Genomic DNA, 24380 nt, shown 5'->3' with positions numbered 1-24380 from the left:
CTCATCCCATAGCGCGGGCGCGGCATACGGCAGGCCGTCAACGGAGTCGGTCACCGGGAACAGGGTAGTAGCGGGTCGGTCGCGGGTGTCGAGACCGACCCCCATTCGGCGTGGCCGCGTCCGGTTTGCCCCTGTTCGCCATGACTCACAGGTCGAATCGGGCTCGCAGCCCGATCTTGACCTGTTCGAGCACCTCCGAGGTGAGGTCGCCGACCTGCTCGGTGAGACTGTCCTTCGGCACGATGGCGATGTCGTACAGCGCGATCACCTGCGAACTCTGCGGCATTGCGACGGTGAGCAACTGATGGCGTGACGGAACTTCGCGAGCCTCGCGCACCGGCGCGGCGACCAACATCGGCCGCTGCCGAATCACCACATCGGAATCCACGATCACCACTGTCGCGCGGCGCCCGGAGATCCGGCTGACGAGATTCCAAATCTGGCCTTGGTGCGTGGGTTCAGCTGGCACGGCCGAACAATACTTGTTCGGCGGTCTGCTCGGCATCCTTGACCCATTCGGTCCCGGTGCTGTCCGGCAGTGCCCTGAGTTCATCCTCGAGCAACTGCCTGCGCACGGCCTTGGCGATGTAGTCGCTCAGTTTATCGTCGGATGCCGCGCGGAGACGGGCCGCGAGATCGTCGTCCATCGAGATATTCAGGCGCACCGTCATACAGCAGACTTTACAGCGGACACCGCGCCTAGTGCTACAGAGAGGGGCGCTACCTGGGGAATTACGTCGGCGGCAGGAGGCGCCGGAGGAAGGTCTTCCCCTGTTCGAGCAGGGCGTCGATGCGGGTCGACCCCAGCGGGTTCGCGTCGACGATGTCGACCACGCGCCCCAGGTTGGTCAAGGCGAATTCCATATCGCGGAGGGCGCGGGGGCTGGCCGGATCGGTTTCGAGGATGTCCCGGGCGATCGCGAGGGCCTCGCGGTAGACCTCGACGGCGGTGTCGTAGTCGTGTTCGCGTTCGGCGGCATCCCCGATCGCCCACAGGATCAGACCGACATCGCGGTGCAGTTGCAGATTCTCTGGGTCGGCGGTGGCCAAGCGGCGGGCGATGGTGAGTGCCTCGGTGTTGTGGCGAAAAGCGAGAGTGAAGGCGCCGGTCGCGGCGGCGACCCTGGCGAGTTGGTGGTGCGAGATGCTCAGGTCGCGCTGCTTTTCGGTATTGGTGGGGTCGGCCGCCGCGAGTTGTTTCGCGAGGGTGAGGGATTGGGTGTAGTGGTGGTCGGCGGCCAGATAATCGCCGGTGCGGACGGCCAAGTCGCCGAGTTTGTCATGGGAGATGCTGAGGTCGCGCTGATTTCGGGCATTGCCCGGGTCGGCGTCGGCGAATCCGCGGTGGATGGCGAGGGCTTGGGTGTAGTGGGTCGAGGCCGTGGTGAGTTCGCCGAGTCGCAGTGCCACATCGCCGGATCGGTTGAGTGCGATGGCGAGATCGCGTCGGTATTCGGCATTGCCGGGATCCTTCTCGGCGAGTTCGCGGTGGATGGCCAGAGATTCGGTGAAGAAGGTGAACGCATCCTCGGGAGTTTCGTACAGCAGTGAGGTGTCGCCGATCTGCTGCATGGCAATGGCGACATCGCGGGTGATCTCGGTATCGCCCGGATCGGCCAGCGAGAGTTCGGCACTGATGCGCAGCTTTTCGAAGTAATGCCTGCTCGCGGTCTCGCCGTGCCCCGCGCGCATGGCGAGGTCACCGAGTTTGCCGTGCGCGATGGCCAGGCCGCGGCGGGACTCGACGGCGTCGGGGCCGGATTCGATGAGACCGCCGTGCAGCGTGAGCGATTCGTTGTAGAGGTAATGTGCGCCGTCGAGATCGGCGGTCAGCACCGCCAGGTCGCCGAGTCGGGTGCAGGCATTGGCGAGGTCGCGGCGCAGATCCACGCGGGTGGGGTCGTTATCGGCGAGGGAGCGTCGAATGGCCAATGCCTCGGTGTGGTGGGCGAGGGCGGCCGTGAGATCACCGGTGCGCACGGCGATATCGCCGAGGCTCTCCAGCGCGCGGCTGAGCACCTGTTGCATATCGACGCTGTGCGGGTCGGTATTCGTGAGATGCCGTGCGGTGCGCAGGGATCGGCTGTAGTGCTCGCGCGCCGTGCCGAGATTTCCGGCCAGCATCGCGAGTTCACCGAGGGTGTCCAGCCCGATGACCAGCGCGCGTCGGGCATCGGCACTGCCCGAGGCCGATTGGACCCGGGCCCGCAGCACCTCGACCAGCGCGCACTGGCGATCGGTTGCGGCACCGAGGTTCCCGGTCCGGCGAAGCGCGCGCACCTCGCGCGCACCGAACTCCAGATAGCCGGGAGTTTCGGTCGGCAGTGTGGGCATGATCTCGCCGAGCAGGGCGGCGACCTGCAATTGGTCCAACTCGCGGCAGAAGGGGATGGCGAGTTCGGTGAGTTCCGCATACCGACCCGCTGCGAGGAGATGTCCGCACGCCTCGCTGTAGTCGTCGAAGTCCCGGAAACCAGCCGAGATTCGGGCCATCCGCATCGCGTGGGCGCGGTTGTGGCGGCGAATACGATCGGTGCCGTGGTGGGCATCGAGGGCTTGGGCGACCCACGGGTGCACGAGATATCGGTCGTCATCGGTGGTCAACAGTGTCAGCCTGAGCAACGTATCGATGGCCGCCATCACTTCGCGGCGCTGGTCTCGCGTCGCGTCGGCACCGAAGCGGGCATGGGAGATATCCAGATCGCGCAGCGGCGTCCGCGAGAGCGAAATCTGTAGCAGCAGTTCGCGCTCGGATGCATCGAGCAGGTCGAGCAGCGCGTCGACGAGGATGTCGCGGGTGCCGAGCACCACCGCGGTATCGAGGTTTGCGGACAGCGTCCGGTCCTGGCCGAGATCGACGGCGTGTTCGTCGGCCAACCGGCGCAGCCGTTCACCGACCGGTCGCAATGTGCCGTCGCCACCACGCAATAGCGCGTCGACGAATTCGATGAGCCGCGGGTGTCCACCGATCGTCCGCGCGACCAGCCGCTGCTCGTCCACGCGTAAACCGTTGATCTGCGGCAGCCGCAGGAACATTCGCTTCAACTCCGCGGGGCTCAGCGGAGTCAGGCCGACCTCGGTCAGACCGCCGGGAACCGGATAGCGACAGGTGACCAGTAGTCGGCCTGTTCCGGCAACCCGGCACAGCTGCGAAAACTGTTCGGCGAAACCGGGATCGAGGAATTCGGCACCGCCCGGTCGGGTCAGATTCTGTTCGAAATCATCGAACAGCAACAACACCCGGCTCCCCGCCAACAGCCGGTGGACATGCTTCAGCGCCTGCTCCCCGCTGTCGCGGGCAAGCGCATCCGACAACGTGCGCAATGCCGGGTCGTCCTCGATCGCCGTGCGGACCGCGTCGCACAATGCGGACGGATTCCATTGCCCCACATGTTCGGCGATATGCCAGCCGCGCTCGCGCATGCGCGCGGCCACGCGCCCGGCCACCGCCGTCTTCCCGAGCCCGCCCATGCCGGTGATCACCACCCCCGGTCGCCCACGCGACGAATCGAGCATCCGGACGATATCGCGCACCGGCCCACGACGACCGATCAGATATCCGACCGGCAACTCACGCACCGTCGCACCGCTCGGCGCTTGTGTCCGGCGCCCGAGCGGCCGCGGCGACGCCGTCGGATGCCCGAGCGGCCGGTCCGCGACGCCGGTGAGCAGCGTCGGCACGAACCATTCGGGCGGAACCGATGCGCCGTCGGCGAGCCGCTCCTGTTCGAGGGCCCGGCGCGCCTGCCCCAATGCGAAGGCGACCGACCCGGCCGGATGCGCGGACAGCATGGCGTAGAACGATTTCGCCAACAGCGTGGCATACCGGTCCGACACCCGCGTCTGCATGACGAGCACCCGCTCGACACCCCCGCTGATCAGTGTGCGCGCCAACCCGGCAGGCCCACCGTCGACACCGCCGCAACTCGACAACACCACCAGCGGCAGCGCCCGCTCCGAAGCACGCAGCGCGGCAATGAGATCCGCGGCCTCGACGACATCCGGATCGCCGTCCTCATCCTCCAATTCCAGAATCGTCGCCGACCCGTGCGCACTCAGATGCAGTACGTGGAACTCCTCGGCCCGCAGTGCCGCGGTGATCTGTTGCAGCGAAGCGACTTCCAGAATGCGCACGCCACCCCCATCCGCGGTCGGCACCTGTGCGACCGCGTCGAGGATCGCCTGCATCTCGGCTTCCACATCCAATGCCACATTGGCCGTGCGGGTCTCGGTCGGCGCGGCGACCGCGGCGAGGACTTTCAACGGCCCCGGTGCCGGCACAGGGGTGGGCTGCCCGTTACCCGAATGCCTGCGGGAGATGGCTGCGGTCGGCCGCATGGCCAGCGGCATATCGTCGGCGAGTACCAGCATCTCGTAGGGGAGCAGCATCGTCTCGTCGTCGACATCGAAGACGACCTCGGTAGCGGAGCCGTCGACGAGCCGCGTCAGCTGCCGGGTCGTGTGTGGCTCGAATAGGGCGTCCCGCAGGGCGGTGCCGATCTGAACGACCGCTCGACGCACCGTTTCCGGTTGGCCGCCCACCACATCCCACGCGCACGCCACCAGATCAGGCAGTGGCGCTACCCGTTCACCGATGCGCGCACCCGCCTCGAACACTGTGGTGCGTAGCGATTCGTTCGCATCGCGACGCACAATGACGCGAACCCGATTCATCGCCTATCCCTTACCGCCGGCGATGAGTCAAACGTACGCCGAAATGATCACTCGCAGGACAAGGTCCGCAACTGATCCAGATACACTCGGGTGCGCGGATCGCCCGGATAGCGCTCGATGATTTCGCGCGCCGCCTCGCCCGCGATCCACATCAGCGATGGCAGCGACCGGCGCTTGCCCGCGAAGGCCCGCATGCCCTCGTCCAGTGCAAGCTCGAGATCGCGGTTGCGGACCGCGACCACCGCGAGGGTCAGATGTGCCTCCGACACGCGCATCGGATTGCGTATCGTGCCGTCGGCCCGGGTCGAGTGGCGGATGACCTCGCGCGCATAGGATTCCGCGAGCGGATCCTCACCCGCCACCCGGCAGCAGTCCATGGCGTAGAAGTCGAACTTCTGCGGATCGACCACGAAATGGTTGTCCAGATTGGTCGGATGGTCGAGTCGCTCGAGGATAGCTCGCCCTCGGTTCAGCGATGCTTCCACCTCGCGCCGATCACCAAGTCGGGCCCAGGCCTTCGCACGTTGTGCGCATAACTGGACACCGACACCCAGTTTGCCGCTGGTTGTCAATGCCGGGTCGACCGCCTCGATCGCACCCCGATAGTTGCCCTGGGTCAGCGCGAACCAGGCCGCCATTTCCGCACTCCAGCCGGTGATCTCGGCGTGCTCGGCTTCCTGGCCGAGCGAATAGGCCGCGCGGCGAGTGGCTTCCGCGGTGGTGCGCCGACCGAGGTCGTAGTCCACGCAACCGACCAGTAGGGCAACCCAACCGGCCAGTACGAGGATTTCGCGATGCTGTGCCAGGGTCAGTCGGCCGTCCAGCAGCGAGGTGATGCGGCGCAACCAGGATGTGCCCTCGGTATGCAGATCGTGCGGATCGGCGAATGGATATTCGCAGCACAGCCGCTCCGCGGTGATGCGGATGGCATCGAGTGTGGCCGAGGAGACGTCGGACATCCTTAGCCTGCCGATGAATTCGAGGGTGTCCATCCCGGTTGCCGAGAGCAGTTCATCGTCGCGATTGGGACGATTCTTCGGGAAGAACGCGGCCGTCACCGTATCGAACGCGGCCGCAATGATAGGGGCATAGAAATCGTCCGGACGCGACTCGCCCGACTCCCAGCGTCGCCAATTGCGCAGCAGGGTACTGTCCGTCGGCAGGTTGTGCGAAGACTTCGCGCGCATCACACGGACGGCGTCGGCTTGTGACCACCCCCGCGCATCACGTTCGGAGCGCATTCGGACAGCCCAGACGGGTCGATCGTCTCCAGCGGCCACATCTGTAGTATCGCATCAGTTAACGCTCAGCGGCCCGGATAGGGCATGCAGATGTCACTGGGTTGACACCTGCAGTCGCAGTTTTGCGTCCTACATGATGGATATGGGCGCGGAAGATTTGCCACGCTTCAAACGTAAGGACATCTGCTCTTGCAAGTGCGCAATGCCCCTCGGCGACGGGGGTGATCCACATAAGAGAACAGCGAGATCCCCAATCCAACGGAGGTTCGGGTGGAAGCGTTGATCTATGGATACTTGCGTGACGATCTGGCCGATGGCCACAGTGCAGAGCTCGAGGATGCGATGAGCAGCCTCGCTCGCGAGGAAGGGCTCTGCTTCGCCGCGACATTCCATGAATCGACCTCCGGTGACGGCACGGCGTTCGCCGAGCTGACCCAGGAGCTCAAGCGGGCGGACGCGCATCACGTGGTGGTGCCGTCACTCGATCACTTTGCCGGCCAGACGATTCCGCGAGACATTCTGCTCGCGAAGCTGGCCCAGGATGCGGCGGCGCAGGTGTGGACCATCGAGAGCTGTGCGCTTCCAGACGATGCTCTTGGCGAAGAAGCTGTGCACCAGGACTGATCTGCGGCGCAGGTTCGCCACCAGCCAGGTCGCGACCGCACCGGCTGCGAGGGATGCGAGCAGCGCCGCGACATGGTGTTGCCCGAATGGCGGATAGACCTGCCAGTGCAGCAGATAGACGAACAACGAGCTGTCGGCCAGTAGCGCCGCGACCCCCGCCACCAGGGCGGGCACCCGGACCGCGGGCAGCCAGATCAGCAACAGCAGCCCGGACATCACCAGCCGCTCCCGATCGGGAACGCCGAAGTAGCCGTGCACCGAGATCAGCAGCACCCCGCTCACCAGCAGCCGCTGCCAGATCGCCGTAGCCTTCGCGGCCGCCCATCCGAGAGCGAAGAACCAGCAGGCCAGCGGCGAGAACGGTACATCCTTGGGCGGGTAGAGCCCGAACGACCAGAGCCGGAACACCATTGTGAGGCCGACCAGCCCCATGGCGAACCAGAACGGTTCGCGCCGCTGCACGGCATCGATGAACGGCACCCGCACCAACAGCGCGGACACGACCATGAACAGCACAAGCACCTCGATGAACCACAGGTGCCCCGCGGTGTCGCTGTCGCGCGGTCCGAGAATCTTGTTGAGCAGCAACACGTTCTGCCAGCTGTAATAGTCGGTGAACAGCAGTGTCAGCGCTACCCAGGCGGCGGTCGGAATCGCGATGAGCGCCACCGTGTGCAGCGCGTGCCGCAGCCGTTCGGCGAGCGGGGACATGGTCACCGCGAAGCGGGCGAAGTTGAATCCGGCGACACCGAGCAGGATATGTGCCGCGCCCCAGTGCACGAACATGCCGATATGCGAGCTGGCGATGAGCACGATCCCGGCGGCGCGCAACAAGGTCGAGGTGTCCACCGTGCGACCGAATGTCCGGTGGCCGTCCGGAACTCGCTCGAGTTCGGCGACGGTCAGGTCCGGCCAGTTCGCGGGCAGTCGCCCGAGTGCGCGCTCGAGGCGGGTCGAGGTGGTGATGTAGGTCAGCGAGTTGCCGCCGAGGTCGACGAAGGTGCTGTCGGGCCGGATCCGGGCCGGATCGATGCCGAGGGCAATGGCGTAGAGCGCGCGGATATCGCGTGGCAGGAGTTCGGGTTCGGGTGCGGCGAGTCGGCGAATCGCCGGATAGTCGGGCTTGCCATTGGGCCGGCGCGGCATTTCCTCGACCGCGCAGGCGCGAATCGCCGCGGCCGGCAGACCGGACAGTTCGGCGGCGGTCGCGGCGAGCGATTCCACCGGAGATTCGGCGGCGACGACCAACTGGTCGTCAGCATCGGTGCAGCCCGCCGTGAAACCGGCTGCGGCCAAACCGGATTCGAGCCGTTGCAGATCGATGCGCAGGCCGAAGATCTTGGCGAACCGGCTGCGCCTGCCGACCACCTGGTACAGGCCCTCGGGTGTACACCGGGCCAGATCGCCGGTGCGCAGCGATTCGACCGTGCGGCCGAGGGCGAGATCGCGTGAGCCGTCGGCATAGCCGAGCATCACGTTGGGCCCGTGATAGACCAGCTCCTGGTCATCGGTATCCGGCACCGGCTCCAGGGTGAATCGGCCGCCGGGAATCGGCTTGCCGATGCAGTCCGGATGTTCGGCGGCCAATTCCGGTGGCAGATAGGCCATTCGCGCGGTCGCCTCGGTCTGGCCGTACATGACGACGAAGTCCCAGCCCGCCCGCTTGCCGAGCCGGGCGTAGTCGCGGACCCGCTCGGGTGCCAGGCGCCCGCCCGCCTGGGTGAGGTAGCGCAGGCTCGGCAGTGTCATCTCGGCGAAGCCGACGCGTTCGAGCAGATCGATCGTGTACGGCACCGCCGCGAAAGATGTTGCGCCGTAGCGACGGAACTGGACCCAGAATTCGTCGTCGAGGACCGATCGGTCGGTGAGCAGCAGGCTCGCCCCGCGCAGCAGATGACTGTGCACCACCGACAGTCCGTAGCAATAGAACATCGGCAGGGTCGTCGCGGCGCGATCATCGGCGTCGATGGCCAGATATTCGGCAATGGCTTCCGCATTCGACATCAGGTTGGCCGCGGACAACCGCACCAGCTTCGGTGAACCGGTCGAGCCCGAAGTACTCAGCAGCAGAGCCAACTCCGGATGCAGGCGATGTGCGGAGCGGACCCGCCGGATATCAGGGGGGCCCGCATCGATCACGACATCGGGATCGTAGGTATCCAGCAATTCGCTGGTGACCTCCGCGGTGAGCAGAACAACGCAGCCTGCGCTCAGCGCGCCGAGATAGGCGACGAGCGAGTCGATATCGTTGCGCGCTGCGAGCGCGACGAGGCGCCGGGTCGCTCCGAGCTGCCGCGCGTACTCCTCGACACGTGCCGCCAGCTGCGCATAGGTGATCCGCTCCAAACCATCCGGCACCGATTCCGCTGCTGTGACGGCCGCCGATGGAGATCGAGAGCAGAGGACGGCGATCCGGTCGTCGAAACCGCGAAGGTGCGCGACGATCCGGTGAATAGTCACCGGGGAAGTCTAGATGGCAAGCCTTTCCATACCTACACGTGGCCCCATGGCGAACTTTCGGTGAATTGTCCGAACTCGGACCGCAACGGCGCGAACCGATTACAGCCCGAAGCTGCCCGGACCCCGCCTGCGCAGGTACTTTTCGAATTCGGCCGCGATCGCGTCGCCATCGATCTTGGCCATCGCATCGTTGAGATCGACGGCCGCGTCGCCGCGTTCCTCGAGCGAGCGCACGTACTCGCTGATCTCGTCGTCGCCGACGGTCATCTCGTTGACGGCGGTCTCCCAGTCCTCGGCCTGTTTGGGCAGCTCACCGAGCGGCACCTCGATATCGAGCACATCCTCGACGCGGTGCAGCAGCGCGATGGTCGCCTTCGGATTCGGCGGCTGCGAGACGTAATGCGGCACGGCCGCCCAGAACGACACGGCGGGTACGCCCGCTTTCACACACTGATCCTGCAGGACGCCGGTGATGCCGGTCGGTCCCTCATAGCGGGTCTGCTCCAAGCTGAACCGCTCAGCGGCTTCCTTACTATAGGCCGATCCGGTGACCGGTACAGGGCGAGTGTGCGGGGTGTCGGCGAGCAGCGCGCCGAGTATGACGACAGTCTGCACGCCGAGTTGTTCGATGAACTCGAGCAGATCCGCGCAGAAGCTGCGCCAGCGCATATTGGGTTCGATACCGCGCAGCAACACCACATCGCGATCGCTGCCGGGCGGCGAGCAGACCGAGAGCATGGTGGAGGGCCACTGGATTTCCCTGGTCACACCGTCGACCTGACGTACCGTCGGCCGATTGACCTGGTAGTCGTAATAGTCCTCGGAGTCGAGTTCGGCCAGCGGCTCGGCATCCCAGATCAGTTCCAGATGCTCGACGGCACCACTTGCCGCATCACCCGCGTCGTTCCAGCCTTCGAAGGCGGCCACCAGTACAGGTTCCCGCAATGTCGGCAGTTCCGGCTCGGGTGACACCGGAGATTCACTGGAGTTCACCCCGGTCAGCCTACGGCGTGTGAGCACGCGGTGTTGAATTTGCGCAGTCGGCGCGGCACCGTCGATCCATCTGTCTGGGCAGGTGTGGCGCCCGACACCGGTACGGTGGTTCGGCATGTCGTAGCGGCCCACTACGCTTGATCGCATGTCTGAGTCCAGCCCAGTCGCCTTCGATACCACCCTTCTCGACACGCTCCGTCGGCGTGTCGTGATCGGCGACGGTGCGATGGGCACGATGTTGCAGGCGGCCGAACTGACCCTGGACGACTTCCGTGGTCTGGAGGGATGCAACGAAATCCTCAACGACACCCGCCCTGATGTACTGCGCAATATCCATCGCGCGTACTTCGAGGCCGGTGCGGACGCGGTCGAGACCAATACCTTCGGCTGCAATCTGCCGAACCTCGCCGACTACGACATCGCGGATCGGATTCGCGATCTGTCCGAGCGCGGCACCCGCCTGGCCCGCGAGGTCGCCGACGAGATGGGTCCGAGCGCCGATGGCACCCCGCGGTACGTGCTGGGTTCGATGGGACCGGGCACCAAACTGCCGACACTGGGTCATGCCCCCTTTACCGCGCTGCGCGATGCATACACCGAGGCGGCGCTGGGCATGCTCGAGGCCGGTGCGGACGCCATCCTGATCGAGACCTGCCAGGACCTTTTGCAGGTCAAGGCCGCGGTGACCGGAAGTCAGCGCGCGATGGTCCAGCTGGGTCGGCGCATTCCGATCATTACCCACGTCACGGTGGAGACCACGGGCACCATGCTGGTCGGTAGTGAGATCGGCGCGGCGCTCACGGCGCTGGAGCCGCTCGGTATCGACATGATCGGCTTGAACTGCGCCACCGGCCCGGCCGAGATGAGCGAGCACCTGCGCCATCTGTCCCGGCACGCGACGGTTCCGGTGTCGGTCATGCCGAATGCCGGTCTGCCGGTGCTCGGCGCGAACGGCGCTGAGTACCCGCTGACCCCCGAGGAGCTGGCAATCGCGTTGCGCGGCTTCGTATCCGAATTCGGGCTCGCGCTGGTCGGCGGCTGCTGCGGTACGACGCCCGAGCATATTCGTCAGGTCACGGCGGCGGTGCGCGAGGTGGAACCGACGCTGCCACCGCTGCAGGCGCGCCGCGAACCGGTGCACGAGCCGAGCGTATCGAGCATGTACACCGCGGTGCCGTTCGAACAGGACGCCTCCGTCCTGATGATCGGCGAGCGCACGAATGCCAACGGCTCCAAGGCATTCCGCGAGGCCATGCTCGCCGAGGACTGGCAGAAATGCCTCGATATCGCCAAGGATCAGACCCGCGACGGCGCCCATATGCTCGACCTGTGCGTCGACTACGTCGGCCGCGACGGCACCACCGATATGTCGGCGCTGGCGTCGCGACTGGCGACCGCGTCGACCCTGCCGATCATGCTCGACTCCACCGAAGCCCCGGTCCTGCGGGCCGGTTTGGAACATCTCGGTGGTCGCTGTGCGGTCAACTCGGTGAACTACGAGGACGGTGACGGTCCCGAATCCCGGTTCCAGCAGACGATGAAGCTGGTCGCCGAACACGGCGCCGCGGTGGTCGCGCTGACCATCGATGAGGAGGGCCAGGCTCGCACCGCCGAGAAGAAGGTGGAGATCGCCGAGCGGCTCATTGCCGACATCACCGGCAACTGGGGTCTGCGTGAAAGCGACATCATCATCGACACGCTGACCTTCACCCTGGGCACCGGCCAGGAGGAGTCGCGCCGCGATGGCGTCGAAACCATCGAGGCCATCCGGCTGCTCAAGCAGAAGCATCCCGAGGTGCAGACCACCCTCGGTCTGTCGAATATCTCCTTCGGCCTCAATCCGGCCGCGCGCCAGGTGCTGAATTCGGTATTCATGCACGAATGCGTCCAGGCCGGGCTGGATTCCGCGATCGTGCACGCCTCCAAGATCCTACCGATCGCCCGCATTCCGGAGGAACAGCGCGAGACCGCACTGGACCTGGTCTACGACCGCCGTCGTGACGGTTACGACCCGCTGCAGAAGCTCATGTCGCTGTTCGAAGGTGTGTCGGCCTCGTCGTCTCGGGCCTCGCGCGCGGAGGAGTTGGCGGCGCTGCCGCTGTTCGAGCGGCTCGAACGCCGGATCGTCGACGGTGAGAAGGCCGGGATGGAGGCCGATCTCGATGCCGCCATGACCGAGGTGCCGCCGCTGCAGATCATCAATGAAACGCTGCTGTCGGGCATGAAGACGGTCGGTGAGCTGTTCGGCTCCGGCCAGATGCAGCTGCCGTTCGTACTGCAGTCGGCCGAGGTGATGAAGGCGGCGGTCGCCTACCTCGAGCCACATATGGAGGCCACCGACGACAGCGGTAAGGGTCGTATCGTGCTGGCCACCGTCAAGGGCGACGTGCACGATATCGGCAAGAATCTCGTCGACATCATCCTGTCCAATAACGGCTACGAGGTCGTCAACCTCGGTATCAAACAGCCGATCGCGACCATTCTCGACGCCGCCGTCGACAAGAAGGCCGATGTCATCGGCATGTCCGGTCTGCTGGTGAAGTCGACCGTGGTGATGAAGGAGAATCTGGAGGAGCTCAACGCCAAGGGCGTCTCCGACCAGTTCCCCGTGCTGCTCGGCGGTGCGGCGCTGACCCGCGCCTACGTCGAGAACGACCTCACCGAGGTCTACCACGGCGATGTGCACTACGCCCGCGACGCCTTCGAGGGCCTGCGGCTGATGGACGACATCATGACCCGCAAGCGCGGCGGCGGCATCGATCCGGACAGCCCGGAGGCGATCGCGGAACGCGAGAAGGCGGCCGAGCGCAAGGCGCGGCACGAGCGTTCCAAACGGATCGCCGAACAGCGCAAGGCGGCCGAGGTGCCGATCGAGGTGCCCGCGCGCTCCGATGTCGCCGCGGACCTTCCGGTGGCGGTGCCGCCGTTCTGGGATACCCGAGTAGTGAAAGGCGTTTCGCTGCACGAGTATTCGGGACTGCTCGACGAGCGAGCGCTATTCCTCGGCCAGTGGGGGCTGCGCGGTCAGCGCGGCGGTGAGGGCCCGAGCTACGAGGAGTTGGTGGAGACCGAGGGTCGGCCGCGACTGCGGTACTGGCTGGACCGGCTGTCCACCGAAGGCGTACTGCAACATGCGGCCCTGGTCTACGGCTACTTTCCTGCGGTCTCCGAGGGCGATGACGTGATTGTGCTGACCGAGCCGAATCCCGATGCGCCGCAACGCCACCGGTTCACCTTCCCGCGCCAGCAGCGCGACCGGTTCTTGTGCATCGCCGACTTCATCCGCTCGCGCGACCGCGCCCGCGAAACCGGTCAGGTCGATGTGCTGCCGTTCCAATTGGTCACCATGGGGCAGCCGATCGCCGACTTCGCCAACGAGCTGTTCGCGGCGGACAACTACCGCGACTACCTCGAGGTGCACGGCATCGGCGTCCAGCTCACCGAGGCGCTCGCCGAATACTGGCACCGCCGGGTCCGCGAAGAGCTGGTGCTGGAAGGGCATTCGGTCGCCGACTCCGACCCCTCGGATGTGCAGGAGTACTTCAAACTCGGCTACCGCGGCGCCCGCTACTCCTTCGGCTACGGCGCCTGTCCGGAACTGGAGGACCGGGCGAAATTGGTCGACCTGCTCGAGGCCGACCGCATCGGCGTCGTCCTGTCGGAGGAGTTGCAGCTGCATCCGGAGCAGTCGACCGATGCGTTCGTGTTGCTGCATCCGGAGGCCAAGTACTTCAACGCGTAAGCGCCGACCGGTCTGTTTCCGGGTGGGATTCGTTATCCGACCGGTCCGGTCGTTGTGATTCTCACCCCATCGGAATCGGTTCGATCGGTGCGTTTCCGGTGCGGTGACGGCCTTGATTACCTCGTGATATGTGAGATCGAATGTCGACGCCGACGACACGAGGGCTTGCGACGCGCGGGCGTATCCGATCGGCCACGCGCCTCTGACCTGGGGTATCGCCTCCAGGTTCGCGCGTCGGTGGATGGATGTCGGTCGGGTGTGACAAAGTCGGAACTGTTGCAACTGCATCCGGGGCAGTCGGCGGATGTGAACGTCCTGCGGCAATTCGGGTGCAAAGGACTTCGGCGCGTAGCATTTTCGAAGATTTCCGCTTACGCGCGGAGTGCGGAATTGGCTCGGCGGCAAGCAGGAGGGGCACAACACCATGACAGCGGACCGGTTGATCGCTGGACGGTATCGGCTGACGGATCCGATCGGCACCGGTGCCATGGGTGTGGTGTGGCGGGCCACCGACGTCCGGCTGCGCCGCACCGTCGCGGTGAAGCAGCTGCTGCTCGCGCCCGGTCTGTCCCGGTCCCAGGCCCTGGAGGCCAAGCTGCGGGCCATGCGGGAGGGGCGCATCGCCGCGCGACTACACCATCCCAACGCGATCACCGTCTTCGATGTCGCCGAGGAGGACGGTCAGCCTTGGCTGGTCATGGAGTACATGAATGCGCCGAGCCTGGCCGCGAAACTGGCGGGCAAGCGGACTCTCGCACCGACCGAGGTGGCCCGCATCGGGGCGCAGGCCGCGGGCGCGCTGGCTGCCGCACACGACGCGGGCATCATGCACCGGGATGTGAAACCGGCGAATCTGCTCGTCGGCGACGACGGCACGGTGAAGATCACCGACTTCGGCATCTCCCGTGCCGTCGGCGACGTGACGGTCACCGCGACCGGATTCCTGGCGGGCACCCCCGCCTACCTCGCGCCGGAGGTGGCGCGCGGGGAGAACCCGGAACCGGCTTCGGATGTCTTCGCGCTCGGCTCCACGCTGTATGCGGCGGTCGAGGGCAGTCCGCCGTTCGGTGAGGGTGATAACGCCCTCGCGGTCCTGCACGCCGCGGCGCGGGCGCAGATTCCGCCGCCGCGGCACGCCGGGGAACTCGGGCCGGTGCTGATGCGGCTGCTGGCCGCCTCGATCGACGGCCGCCCGAATATGCGCGAAGCCAAGGAGGCGCTGGAAGCCGTGGCGGCGGGGCGGACTCCGGCACTGGTGACCACACCGACGGTGACCAAGGTGCTCCCCGCGCCGGGCGCGGATGCGACCACCGTGCTGAACAAGTCGGGTGACGCGGAAGACGCAACGCAGGTCGTGGCGCTCGGGGCTCCGGCCGTCACCGTCCCGCCGCCGCCCGCACCGCCGAAGTCCGGCGGCACGCTGCCCGGCGGTGGCGGCGGCGAGCAAAGTCGTGGCCGACTGATCGCGGTGGCCGCGGCTGCCGCGGTCGCGGTGCTGGTGCTGGTCGCGGTCATCGTGTCGTCACTGAACAACGACGACAAGGGCGGTACGGCGGGCGGCTCGACAACTCCGACTTCCGCGCCCAGCAGCTCGGAGACCGGACCGGAGGCACCGATCGCGATCCAACCGGGTCAGCCCGAGCAGCAGGCGCCGACGACCACAGCGGCGCCGACCACCCAGCCGAGCACCACGGTGACGCCGACTCCGTCGGCCAAGCCGTCGACCACCGCACCACCGACGACCGTCACCACCACCCCGTTCGGTCCGGCTACGCCGGACCGGATCTCGCAATTCGTTTACGGCTACTACGGGATGCTGCCGGGCAATGTGCAGGGCGGGTGGTCTGAACTGACACCGTCGTACCAGGCCCAGACCGGTGGCTTCGGCTCCTACTCACAGTTCTGGTCCACCATTCGTTCGGTGAGCGTGGGTGCCGTCACACCGAACGGTGAGAACCGGGCGGTCGTTTCGCTTACCTATAGCCTGAAGAACGGCTCGACCTCGTCGGAGAACCGATGGATCCAGGTCGCGTCGGACAACGGGCGATTGCTGATCGCCGCTTCGGGTGTTTAGGAGAGGGAGACGAATCGGGACGTGAGGGAGCGAAGCGAGCGAACCATTGGCACAGCCGCGACGGCGGCGACGGAGCCGAGTGCGCGACTTGCCGGGGTGCTGTGGGATATGGACGGCACCCTGCTCGATTCGGAAAAGCTGTGGGATGTCGCCGTGCGCGAACTGGCACGGGCGCACGGCCACGAGATGACCGATGAACTGCGGCACGCGCTGATCGGTGCGTCCGGACCGAACGCCTTGCGGCTCATTTTCGATGGTTTGGGTATCGAGGCGACGCCCGAGGCGGTGCGCGCCGCCGGTGAATTCATCGAGCGGCGGGTGACCGAATTGATGGCGGGCCCGATCCCGTGGCGGCCCGGCGCGAAGGATGCGCTCTCGTTGGTGCGTACCGCGGGCCTCGGGACCGCATTGGTCACCAATACCAAGCGGTCGCTTACGGAATTCGGATTGGACACGTTGGGCCGCGATTTCTTCGACGTCTCGGTCTGCGGTGACGAAGTCGCGCACGGCAAGCCCGAACCCGACATCTATCTGCGCGCCGCCGAACTGCTCGGCGTGCACCCGCGAGACTGTGTGGCACTGGAGGATTCGCCCACCGGTGCCGCCGCGGCCGGTGCGGCGGGATGTGCGGTCATCGTGATCCCGTGTGAGATACCGGTTTCGGCGGCGCCGGGGCGGGTATTCCGTAGTTCATTGGTGGGAATGACCCTGCGGGATCTGGAAGACGCGCTACGCGTCAGAGGTTGAACCGCGCACCCGGGCTGGGGCGCTTTCGGGACAGAACATGATCGTGAGTCCCACCGTTTGTGAGTCGACACTCCCGACCTCGGCATAGTGAGAGTTACTGTGCCGCAACGCAAGTGCGTGCAGTTGATAGGTGTGACCGTAGTCACCGGCAACTTTGTCGAATCCCGGGCGTGTCGCCGATTGCTCTACCAAAATGACGCCATGGCTGCGACGGATGTCCTGGACGAGATCGTCGATACGGCACGGTATCCGCTGGGGGATCCGACCGGCGCGGCGTGGGGGGAAGCGGTGGCGCGGGCGCGGGCGGAGCTTGCCGAAAGTGGCTGCACCGTACTGCGGGAGTTCATCCGTCCGGAGCTGATCGACACCTTGCGTGCCCAGGGCGAGGCGATGGCACCGGATGCGCACTACGAGGTCGAGCGGGTCAACGCCTACAACATTCCGCTGAATACCGAACTGCCACAAGGCCATCCGGGCCGTATCGTGCTGGAACGCGGCAACGCCTTCGTTCCGCGCGACCGCATTCCGGCCGAGGCCCTGATCCACCGGCTCTACATCAGCACGGTGTTCCAACGCTTCGTCGCGGACTGCTTCGGACTGACCGAATTGCACGAATTCGCAGACCCTTTGGCCGGACTGTGCCTGAATGTGGTGGCGCCCGGAATGTCGCATCCCTGGCATTTCGACACCAATGAATTCACCGTCAGTATGTTGACCCAGCCCGCCGAGACCGGTGGAATCTTCGAGTACTGCCCCAATATTCGCTCACCCCACGCCGAGAACCTCGACAATGTGCTGGATGTGCTCACCGGATCCGGTGCGCAGCTGATCCGGCACCTCGATTTGCGGCCCGGCGATCTGCAGTTGTTCCAGGGCCGCTTCTCGCTGCACCGGGTTTCACCGGTCGATGGCGGCACCGCACGGCATTCGGCGATTTTCGCCTATACCGATCGGCCCGGTGTCATCGGCACCGTGGAACGTACCCGCCAATTGTTCGGGCGGGTGCTGCCCGATCACCTAGCCGCCGCGGCCGACGCCGTCCGTGGCGATCGGTTGCTCGACTGAGAGGGACGACATGCCAGTGCCGTTGCATACGACCGGAAAAGCTTCCTTCGACGATATCTACGACCGTCCCGATCCGCGCGATTATTACGCCCGGATGGCCGAATTGGATTACCGCATACCGGAACTGGCGAAACCGTACTTCCAGCAGCAGATTCGGGAATACCGCGCCTCCGCGCGCGTGGACAACCCGACCGTGCTCGATATCGGTTGCTCCTACGGCGTCAACGCGGCCCTGCTGCGCTTCGACACCACCGTGAGCGAACTCGCCGACCACTACCGAGGCGCCGAGGACGACGCCGACCAGGTCACACTCATCGCCCGCGACCGCGCCCGCTTGGACACTCGTGACCAACTCCCCGGCGTTCGGTTCATCGGCATGGATGCCGCCCGCCCGGCCCTGGCCTACGCTCAGGAAGCCGGATTTCTGCACGACACGGTGCACGCGGATCTGGAGGCCACCGACCCCACCGAAGCCCAACGTCGTACGCTGGCGGCCGCGGATATCGTCATTTCGACCGGCTGCGTCGGATACGTCACCGAGAAGACGCTGGCGCGGGTGGCAACGGCGCACCCACGTCGTCGGCCGTGGATGGCACACTTCGTACTACGCATGTTCAGTTTCGAACCGATCGCCGCGGAACTGGCCGCGCTCGGCTACCGCACCGAGCGAGCCCCCGGGGTGTTCGAACAACGCAAGTTCGCATCCGACAATGAACGCACCCAGGTGCTGAATGCCTTGGCCGCCAACGGAATCGACACCGCTGGCCAGGAAAGCACAGGTTGGCTGCTCGCCAACCTGTACATCTCGCGACCGCTACCGAAACACGCCGACCCCGAGGACCCGCATTGACCGAACGCACCTTCGCCGCCGACGACCACCTGCCAAGGGTGCCCCTGCCGACGCTGGAGGACAGCGGCGAGCGGTTGCTGCAGTGGTGTGCGCCACTGCTGACCGCCGACGAATTCGCCACCACCGAAGCCGCGGTCGCCGACCTGCTTCGCCCCGATGGTCCGGGCCGAAAGCTGCACGCGGCACTGGCCGAATACGATGCCACCCCCGGTGTCGGAAGCTGGCTGGATCTGTTCTGGCCGTCGCGCTACCTGGGCCGTCGCGATCGCATCGCATTGAATGCCAACTTCTTCTTCCTGTTCCGCGATGACACCGCACTGGCCGCCTCCACCGGCGCGTCGCAGGTGGAGCGGGCGGCCGGAATCATCACGGCCGCGGTCGATTACAAGCTGGCGCTCGATCTCGAGGCGATCCCGCCGGTGACCCAGCGTGGACAGCAGCTGTCGATGTGGCAGAACAAGTACCTGTTCTCCGAGACCCGGATTCCGGGGGAGACGCAGGATTCCGTGCGGGTGCCCTACAGCGACGAATGGCCTGGACCCTCGGCTGCGAGGCATATCGTCGTGTTCTTCCACGGCAGCATGTTCCGGATGGAGGTGATCGGTCCGGACGGTGTGCCCTACTCGCTGGAGGATCTCGCCGACGGACTGCGCGCGGTGCTCAAGGCAGGGGCGCGCTCGGCCCGCACCGACACCGCCGTCGGCCATCTGACCACCAAGGCGCGGGCCGAATGGGCCGTCAGTCGACAGGGATTGCTGGCCGAACCCGCCAATGTCGCGGCCTTGGACACCATCGAGACCGCGCTGTTCGGCTTGTGCCTGGAGGATTTCGCGCCCCGCGATGAACTGCAGGCTTGTGATCAGCTGCTGCACGGTGACAGTGCCAACCGCTGGTTCGACAAGTCGGTATCGTTCATCGTCTTCGCCGATGGTCAGGCCGGCATCAATATCGAGCACTGCGGTCTCGACGGCACCACCATCCTGTCCTTCGTCGACACGCTGCTGCAGGCTCCGGCGGCCGAACACGCCGGGCGGGCCGGGGCGCAGCCGCAGGGGTTGCCGCCGGTCGAACCGATCGAATTCGTGCTCGATCAGTCGCAGCGCACCGATATCGCAGCTGCTGGAGCGGCGTTCGCCCGGTATGCGGCCGAGAATGCCACCGCGACAGTATCTTTCGAGGTCGGCACCACCCGTGCGAAGCAGCTCGGCATATCACCGGATGCGTTCGCGCAGCTGAGCTATCAGCTGGCGCACCGGCGCAGCAAGGGATTGACCGGGGCCACCTACGAATCCATTGCCACCCGGCAATACCGCAACGGCCGCACCGAGGCCATGCGGGTAGTGACACCGGAGATGGTGGCCTTCGTCGACGCCATGCAGGATCCTGCGGTCGCGCAGGCCGACCGGCTCGCTGCCGCGCGGACCGCGGCGAGCGCGCATGTCGAACGCGCCAAGCAGTGTCAGGCGGGTGCTGCGCCCGAACAGCATCTCTGGGAACTCGAGTGGATCCAGCGGCGGCGTGGCGCCGAACTCGGCGTCACCGAACCGATCCCGCTCTACACCAGTCCCGGCTGGACGATCATGCGCGACGACTACCTGAGCACCAGTTCGGCCCCGTCGGTCAATATCCGCTACTTCGGTTTCGGCTCCACCAGCCAGAAGTGCATCGGCACCGCCTACGTCCTGCTGCCGGACCGCTGGAACATCTACCTGGCCACCCCGAAACCGGTCGCCGACGAGATGTACGCCTTCGCCGACCACCTGCGCACCGCAGTGGCGGACCTGGAGGCCCTCCTCACCGCGGCCTGACGCATGGCTTCGCACCCCTTGTGGTCGCCGCAAGGGGTGCGAAGAGTGCGCCTGGTGGGTGGCGCCGGGCCGGAGCAACGGGTCCGCATACCCGTCTGAAACAATGCTCACCGTGAAGAACTTCGAAACCCTGTTCGCCGAGCTGCAAGATCGTGCGGTCAGCCGCCCTGAGGGGTCCGGGACCGTAGCGGCATTGGACGCGGGCGTGCATTTCCAGGGTAAGAAGGTGCTCGAGGAGGCCGGTGAGATCTGGTTGGCCGCCGAGCACGAGGGCGACGAGGCGCTCGCCGAGGAGATTTCGCAACTGCTGTACTGGGTCCAGGTGCTGATGGTGGGCCGCGGGCTGAAGCTGGAAGACGTGTACCGACATCTGTGACGGCGGTGTTGAATTTGCGGCACTCGCGGGCCCCTGCGTGGTTACGCTCCGCTACCGCCTCCGGGGCCGTCGCTCGCGCCGCCGCGTCTATCCCTAGTTCACTTCCGGCGAAAGGACCCTCTTATGCTGCGCGTCGCAGTCCCCAATAAAGGCGCACTCTCCGAATCGGCCACCTCGATCCTCGCCGAGGCCGGTTACCGCAAGCGCACCGATTCGCGCGACCTGACCGTTCTGGATCCGGCAAACCAGGTCGAGTTCTTCTTCCTGCGGCCCAAGGACATCGCCATCTACGTCGGCTCCGGCGAGCTCGACCTCGGCATCACCGGCCGTGATCTGGCGCTGGATTCCGGTGCACCCGTACAGGAACGGCTCGCACTCGGTTTCGGCCGCTCAACCTTCCGCTACGCCGCCCCGGCCGGGCGCGAATGGAAGGTCGAGGACCTCTACGACAAGCGCATCGCCACCTCGTACCCGAATCTGGTCCTGAGCGATCTGCAGCGGCGCGGCATCGAGGCCGAGGTGATCCGCCTCGACGGCGCCGTCGAGATCTCCATCCAGCTCGGTGTGGCCGATGCCATCGCCGATGTGGTCGGCTCGGGCCGCACGCTGCGCCAGCACAATCTGGTCGCCTTCGGCGAGACCCTGTGCGATTCAGAGGGCGTGCTCATCGAGCGCACCGGCTCCGATCAAAACGAACGGGCCCGCAATCAGCTCATCGCGCGCATCCAGGGTGTGGTATTCGGTCAGCAGTACATCATGCTCGACTACGACTGCCCGAAGGAGCTGCTGGAGGAGGCGGTCAAGATCACGCCCGGGCTCGAGTCGCCGACGGTATCCCCGCTCGCCGATTCGAACTGGGTCGCCATCCGCGCCATGGTGCCGCGCAAGCAGGGCAATGAGGTGATGGACCAGCTCGCCGAACTCGGCGCGAAGGCGATCCTGGCCTTCGATATCCGGTCCTGCCGCGCCTTCTGACGCGATTTCGTCCACTCGGCCCCGTCACCCGGCGGGGCCGAGTTGCTTTGTGCGAGTGATCGATTCACTGCGATTGCAATCGGTGTGCTGACCTGCGATTGATTGGTACGTTGCGGCCTCGATGAGGAAATGCAAGGAGTACCACCGTGTCGCACACACCGCCCGTGAAACCTTCGGGCAGCACATTCGCATGGAATGAGGACTGGCTGGCCGCCATCGTCGGCCTGGTTCTCATCGCCCTGGTCCTGATCGGCGCGATCCCTGATTGGTTGGTGCCGTGATGTCGGAGAGCGACGCAAGGACCGAGGCCGGCGCAGTCGATGAGGCTGCGGTCCGATCCGAAACCGCTGCACTGCAGTCGATTTCACGCCCCACGGTAGCCGAGATCGGAGCCGGCGTCGTGGCCGTCGTCCTGCTCGGCGCGCTGACCCGGTACTTCGACACGCACGTGCCGCAGTGGGCCGTGGGTACACCGTTCAACCGGATCGCCAAGTCGGTCGAATTCCCGGTGTACGCCATTGCCATCGGCCTGATCGGCAATGTCGTACTCGCGAAACTCGATCTCCGGGAACGTCTTTCGGCTGGCTTTCGCACCGAATTCTTCATCAAGACCGGTGTGGTGCTGCTCGGTGCATCGATCAATCTGAAGATCCTGGTGACCGCGGCGGGCCCGTCGATCGTGCAGGCGCTGCTGTTGATCACCGCGGTCTTCGGTTTCACGTGGTGGCTGGGCGGTCGACTCGGCCTCGACGATAAGCTGCGCGCACTGCTGTCCTCGGCCGTCTCGATCTGCGGTGTCAGCGCCGCCATCGCGGCCGCGGGGGCGGTGCAGGCCAAACGCGAGCAGATCGCGTACACGGCATCGCTGGTGATCATCTTCGCTTTGCCGTCGATCTTCGTATTGCCCTGGCTCGCTGATATTTTCGGTCTTTCCGACGCCGTCGCAGGGGCGTGGATCGGCGGCAATATCGATACGACCGCGGCGGTTGCGGCCTCCGGTGCGATCGCGGGGGAGAAGGCGCTGCAGATCGCCACCATCGTGAAGACCACCCAGAATGCGCTGATCGGCATTGTCGCCATCGCGCTGACCGCCTACTTCACGATCCGAGTCGAGCGCATCCCCGGTGCGGCCCGGCCGTCGGTGCGCCAGTTCTGGGAGCGGTTCCCGAAGTTCGTGATCGGATTCGTTGCCGCCTCCGTTGTCGGCACGCTGTATCTGCAGTCGGTGGACAAGAAGACGGGCGCGGCGCATATCGCGATCGTCAACGATCTGCGCACGTGGTTCCTGATCTTCGCATTCGTCTCGATCGGTCTGGAGTTCTCGCTGCGCGGCCTGCGCGAGGCGGGCTGGCGTCCGATCGTGGTCTTCGGATCCGCGGCCGTCTTCAATCTGGCCGTCGGCCTGGGCCTGTCCGTGCTGCTGTTCCACAACTTCACCGCGTAGATCCGCACCGGCAACCTGCCGTTTCGGTGCTCGCCGGCTACCCCGGCGAGCATCACGGCGGCATTGTGTGCGTTCAGTTCAGGACCGAACTCACGAAAACTTCATGCTTCGCCGTCAACACTGGGGGCGTGTTCGGCGAAACAACTATGGAACACCTCGGACGGGCAGTGCCGTTCGAGCACGGACAGGGGAGAACCCAATGAAACCGAGTGTCGAGTCGATCGGGGCGTGGTGGCGGCTTCGCAATGCGCTCATCGTGATCGGTGATGCCGTCGGCGTAGTTGTGCTCATCGGCGTTATCGCCGCGCTCGGCTCGCACGGCCTCGATCTGAATCTGTTCGTCGGCTGAGCTAGTCGGCGACCGCTTCGGCGAAGGTTTCCTCCGCTGACTCACCGGTGCCGCTGTCCGGCCAGCCCGGATAGACCGGTGGTGTGCCGCCGAAGGCGGGGCACAGACTCTTGTAGCTGCAATGTCCGCACAGCCAGCTTGTGCTCGGCAGGAACTCCCCGGTCCGCCCGGCCGCCAGAATGGCCTGCCACAGGGCCGAGAGGGTGCGTTCGAAGCGCAGTAGTTCGTCCTCGTCCGGGGCATAGGTGAGGATCTGTTCGTCGGCCAGGTAGATCAGCCGCAATTGAGTGGGCAGGATGCCGCGGGTGCGCAGCACCACCAGCGCGTAGAACTTCAGCTGGAACAGCGCCTTGGTCTCCTGGGCGAGTCCGGGCGCCCGGCCGGTCTTGTAATCGACGACACGCAGCTCACCGGTCGGCGCGACATCGATGCGGTCGACGAACCCGCGCAACAGCACACCGTCGTCGAGTTCGACCTCCACCCGCGACTCACACGACTCCGGATCGAACCGGGTCGGATCCTCCAGCCGGTAATACGTCTCGACGAAGGCGCGCACCTCGCCGAGAAAGCCCGCCAGCCCGTCCGCTGCGACCACTTCGGCGCTCTCCGGTCTGTCGGCCAGCACCCGGGCCCATGCGGGCTCGACAAGCTCGGCAGCCCGTTCGAACCGGCGTTCCCCGGCGGGCAGTCCGTACAGATCCTCCAATACCGCGTGCACCACCGTGCCGCGCACCGCGATCCGGGTCGGCGGCTCCGGAATCCGATCGATCGCCCGGAACCGGTACTTCAGCGGGCACTGCTTGAAATCCATTGCCCGCGAGGGTGACAGCGCCGGACGCGGACGGTCGGGCGCGACCTCCCGCGCGGTGTCGGCAGGGGGCGTGGATACCGGCGGATGCATACCTGGCAGGCTATCCGGGCGCACCGACACGCCGGTGCCACTCAGGACAGACAGCAG

Annotated in this window: 18 protein-coding genes; 11 read left to right on the top strand and 7 right to left on the bottom strand. The window is 65.9% G+C overall.

The features are described from left to right. Positions 1–145 precede the first annotated feature (145 nt). The 6 genes from ACQPYR_RS25125 to ACQPYR_RS25100 all read right to left on the bottom strand — a co-directional run bounded on the left by ACQPYR_RS25125 (position 146) and on the right by ACQPYR_RS25100 (position 10001). Positions 146–469: a type II toxin-antitoxin system PemK/MazF family toxin gene (locus ACQPYR_RS25125; protein WP_433621409.1), complete on the bottom strand. Its 324-nt coding sequence runs from the start codon at positions 467–469 to the stop codon at positions 146–148. Continuing rightward, on the bottom strand, positions 459–671 hold the full coding sequence (locus ACQPYR_RS25120; RefSeq protein WP_063037234.1) for a hypothetical protein: 213 nt from the start codon (positions 669–671) through the stop codon (positions 459–461). Before ACQPYR_RS25120 ends, ACQPYR_RS25125 begins: the two co-directional genes overlap by 11 nt. Before the next feature lie 61 nt (positions 672–732). Continuing rightward, entirely contained in the window at positions 733–4674 is a 3942-nt protein-coding gene (locus ACQPYR_RS25115; RefSeq protein ID WP_433621408.1) for a CHAT domain-containing protein, read from the bottom strand. 47 nt (positions 4675–4721) lie between these two features. Then, positions 4722–5861: an XRE family transcriptional regulator gene (locus ACQPYR_RS25110; protein ID WP_433621407.1), complete on the bottom strand. Its 1140-nt coding sequence runs from the start codon at positions 5859–5861 to the stop codon at positions 4722–4724. A 531-nt stretch (positions 5862–6392) separates the two neighbouring features. Then, positions 6393–8999, bottom strand: coding sequence for an AMP-binding protein (locus ACQPYR_RS25105; RefSeq protein ID WP_433621406.1), 2607 nt, complete (start codon positions 8997–8999; stop codon positions 6393–6395). A 99-nt stretch (positions 9000–9098) separates the two neighbouring features. Beyond that, a complete protein-coding gene (locus tag ACQPYR_RS25100; RefSeq protein ID WP_387293241.1) occupies positions 9099–10001 on the bottom strand; it encodes a PAC2 family protein in 903 nt (300 codons plus the stop codon). 136 nt (positions 10002–10137) lie between these two features. Between ACQPYR_RS25100 and metH the strand changes: the two genes are divergently transcribed. The 11 genes from metH (at position 10138) to ACQPYR_RS25045 (ending at position 23422) form a co-directional block, all read left to right on the top strand. Then, complete coding sequence (metH, locus tag ACQPYR_RS25095) at positions 10138–13734, top strand: methionine synthase (RefSeq protein ID WP_433621405.1); 3597 nt, start codon at positions 10138–10140, stop codon at positions 13732–13734. Positions 13735–14158: 424 nt separating this feature from the next. Next, positions 14159–15808: a serine/threonine-protein kinase gene (locus ACQPYR_RS25090; RefSeq protein ID WP_433621403.1), complete on the top strand. Its 1650-nt coding sequence runs from the start codon at positions 14159–14161 to the stop codon at positions 15806–15808. Between the two features lie 45 nt (positions 15809–15853). Continuing rightward, positions 15854–16555, top strand: coding sequence for an HAD family hydrolase (locus ACQPYR_RS25085; protein ID WP_433635237.1), 702 nt, complete (start codon positions 15854–15856; stop codon positions 16553–16555). Between the two features lie 201 nt (positions 16556–16756). Next, entirely contained in the window at positions 16757–17620 is an 864-nt protein-coding gene (locus ACQPYR_RS25080; RefSeq protein ID WP_433621402.1) for a HalD/BesD family halogenase, read from the top strand. Between the two features lie 10 nt (positions 17621–17630). Next, positions 17631–18470: a class I SAM-dependent methyltransferase gene (locus ACQPYR_RS25075; protein WP_433621401.1), complete on the top strand. Its 840-nt coding sequence runs from the start codon at positions 17631–17633 to the stop codon at positions 18468–18470. Then, entirely contained in the window at positions 18467–20278 is a 1812-nt protein-coding gene (locus ACQPYR_RS25070; RefSeq protein WP_433621400.1) for a choline/carnitine O-acyltransferase, read from the top strand. Before ACQPYR_RS25075 ends, ACQPYR_RS25070 begins: the two co-directional genes overlap by 4 nt. 112 nt (positions 20279–20390) lie before the next feature. Next, positions 20391–20654 (top strand): phosphoribosyl-ATP diphosphatase, encoded by a 264-nt coding sequence (locus tag ACQPYR_RS25065; RefSeq protein WP_433621399.1) that lies wholly within the window; start codon positions 20391–20393, stop codon positions 20652–20654. Positions 20655–20777: 123 nt separating this feature from the next. Continuing rightward, complete coding sequence (gene hisG / locus ACQPYR_RS25060) at positions 20778–21629, top strand: ATP phosphoribosyltransferase (protein WP_063037213.1); 852 nt, start codon at positions 20778–20780, stop codon at positions 21627–21629. A gap of 146 nt (positions 21630–21775) precedes the next feature. Next, on the top strand, positions 21776–21910 hold the full coding sequence (locus ACQPYR_RS25055; RefSeq protein WP_433621398.1) for a hypothetical protein: 135 nt from the start codon (positions 21776–21778) through the stop codon (positions 21908–21910). Beyond that, complete coding sequence (locus tag ACQPYR_RS25050) at positions 21910–23073, top strand: YeiH family protein (RefSeq protein ID WP_433621397.1); 1164 nt, start codon at positions 21910–21912, stop codon at positions 23071–23073. The genes ACQPYR_RS25055 and ACQPYR_RS25050 overlap by 1 nt, the downstream gene beginning before the upstream one ends. 199 nt (positions 23074–23272) lie before the next feature. Further along, the gene (locus ACQPYR_RS25045; RefSeq protein WP_433621396.1) at positions 23273–23422 is read left to right on the top strand and encodes a hypothetical protein; all 150 of its coding nucleotides are present in this window, start codon (positions 23273–23275) and stop codon (positions 23420–23422) included. A 1-nt stretch (position 23423) separates the two neighbouring features. Here ACQPYR_RS25045 and ACQPYR_RS25040 read toward each other — a convergent pair whose 3' ends face one another. After that, positions 23424–24323: a RecB family exonuclease gene (locus ACQPYR_RS25040; protein ID WP_433621395.1), complete on the bottom strand. Its 900-nt coding sequence runs from the start codon at positions 24321–24323 to the stop codon at positions 23424–23426. Positions 24324–24380: the final 57 nt, after the last annotated feature.

Source organism: Nocardia sp. CA-120079 (genome assembly GCF_050955745.1).
Classification (GTDB): Bacteria; Actinomycetota; Actinomycetes; order Mycobacteriales; family Mycobacteriaceae; genus Nocardia.
Note: the sequence above shows the minus strand (reverse complement) of the source record. Positions and strands in the feature narration are given on the sequence as shown.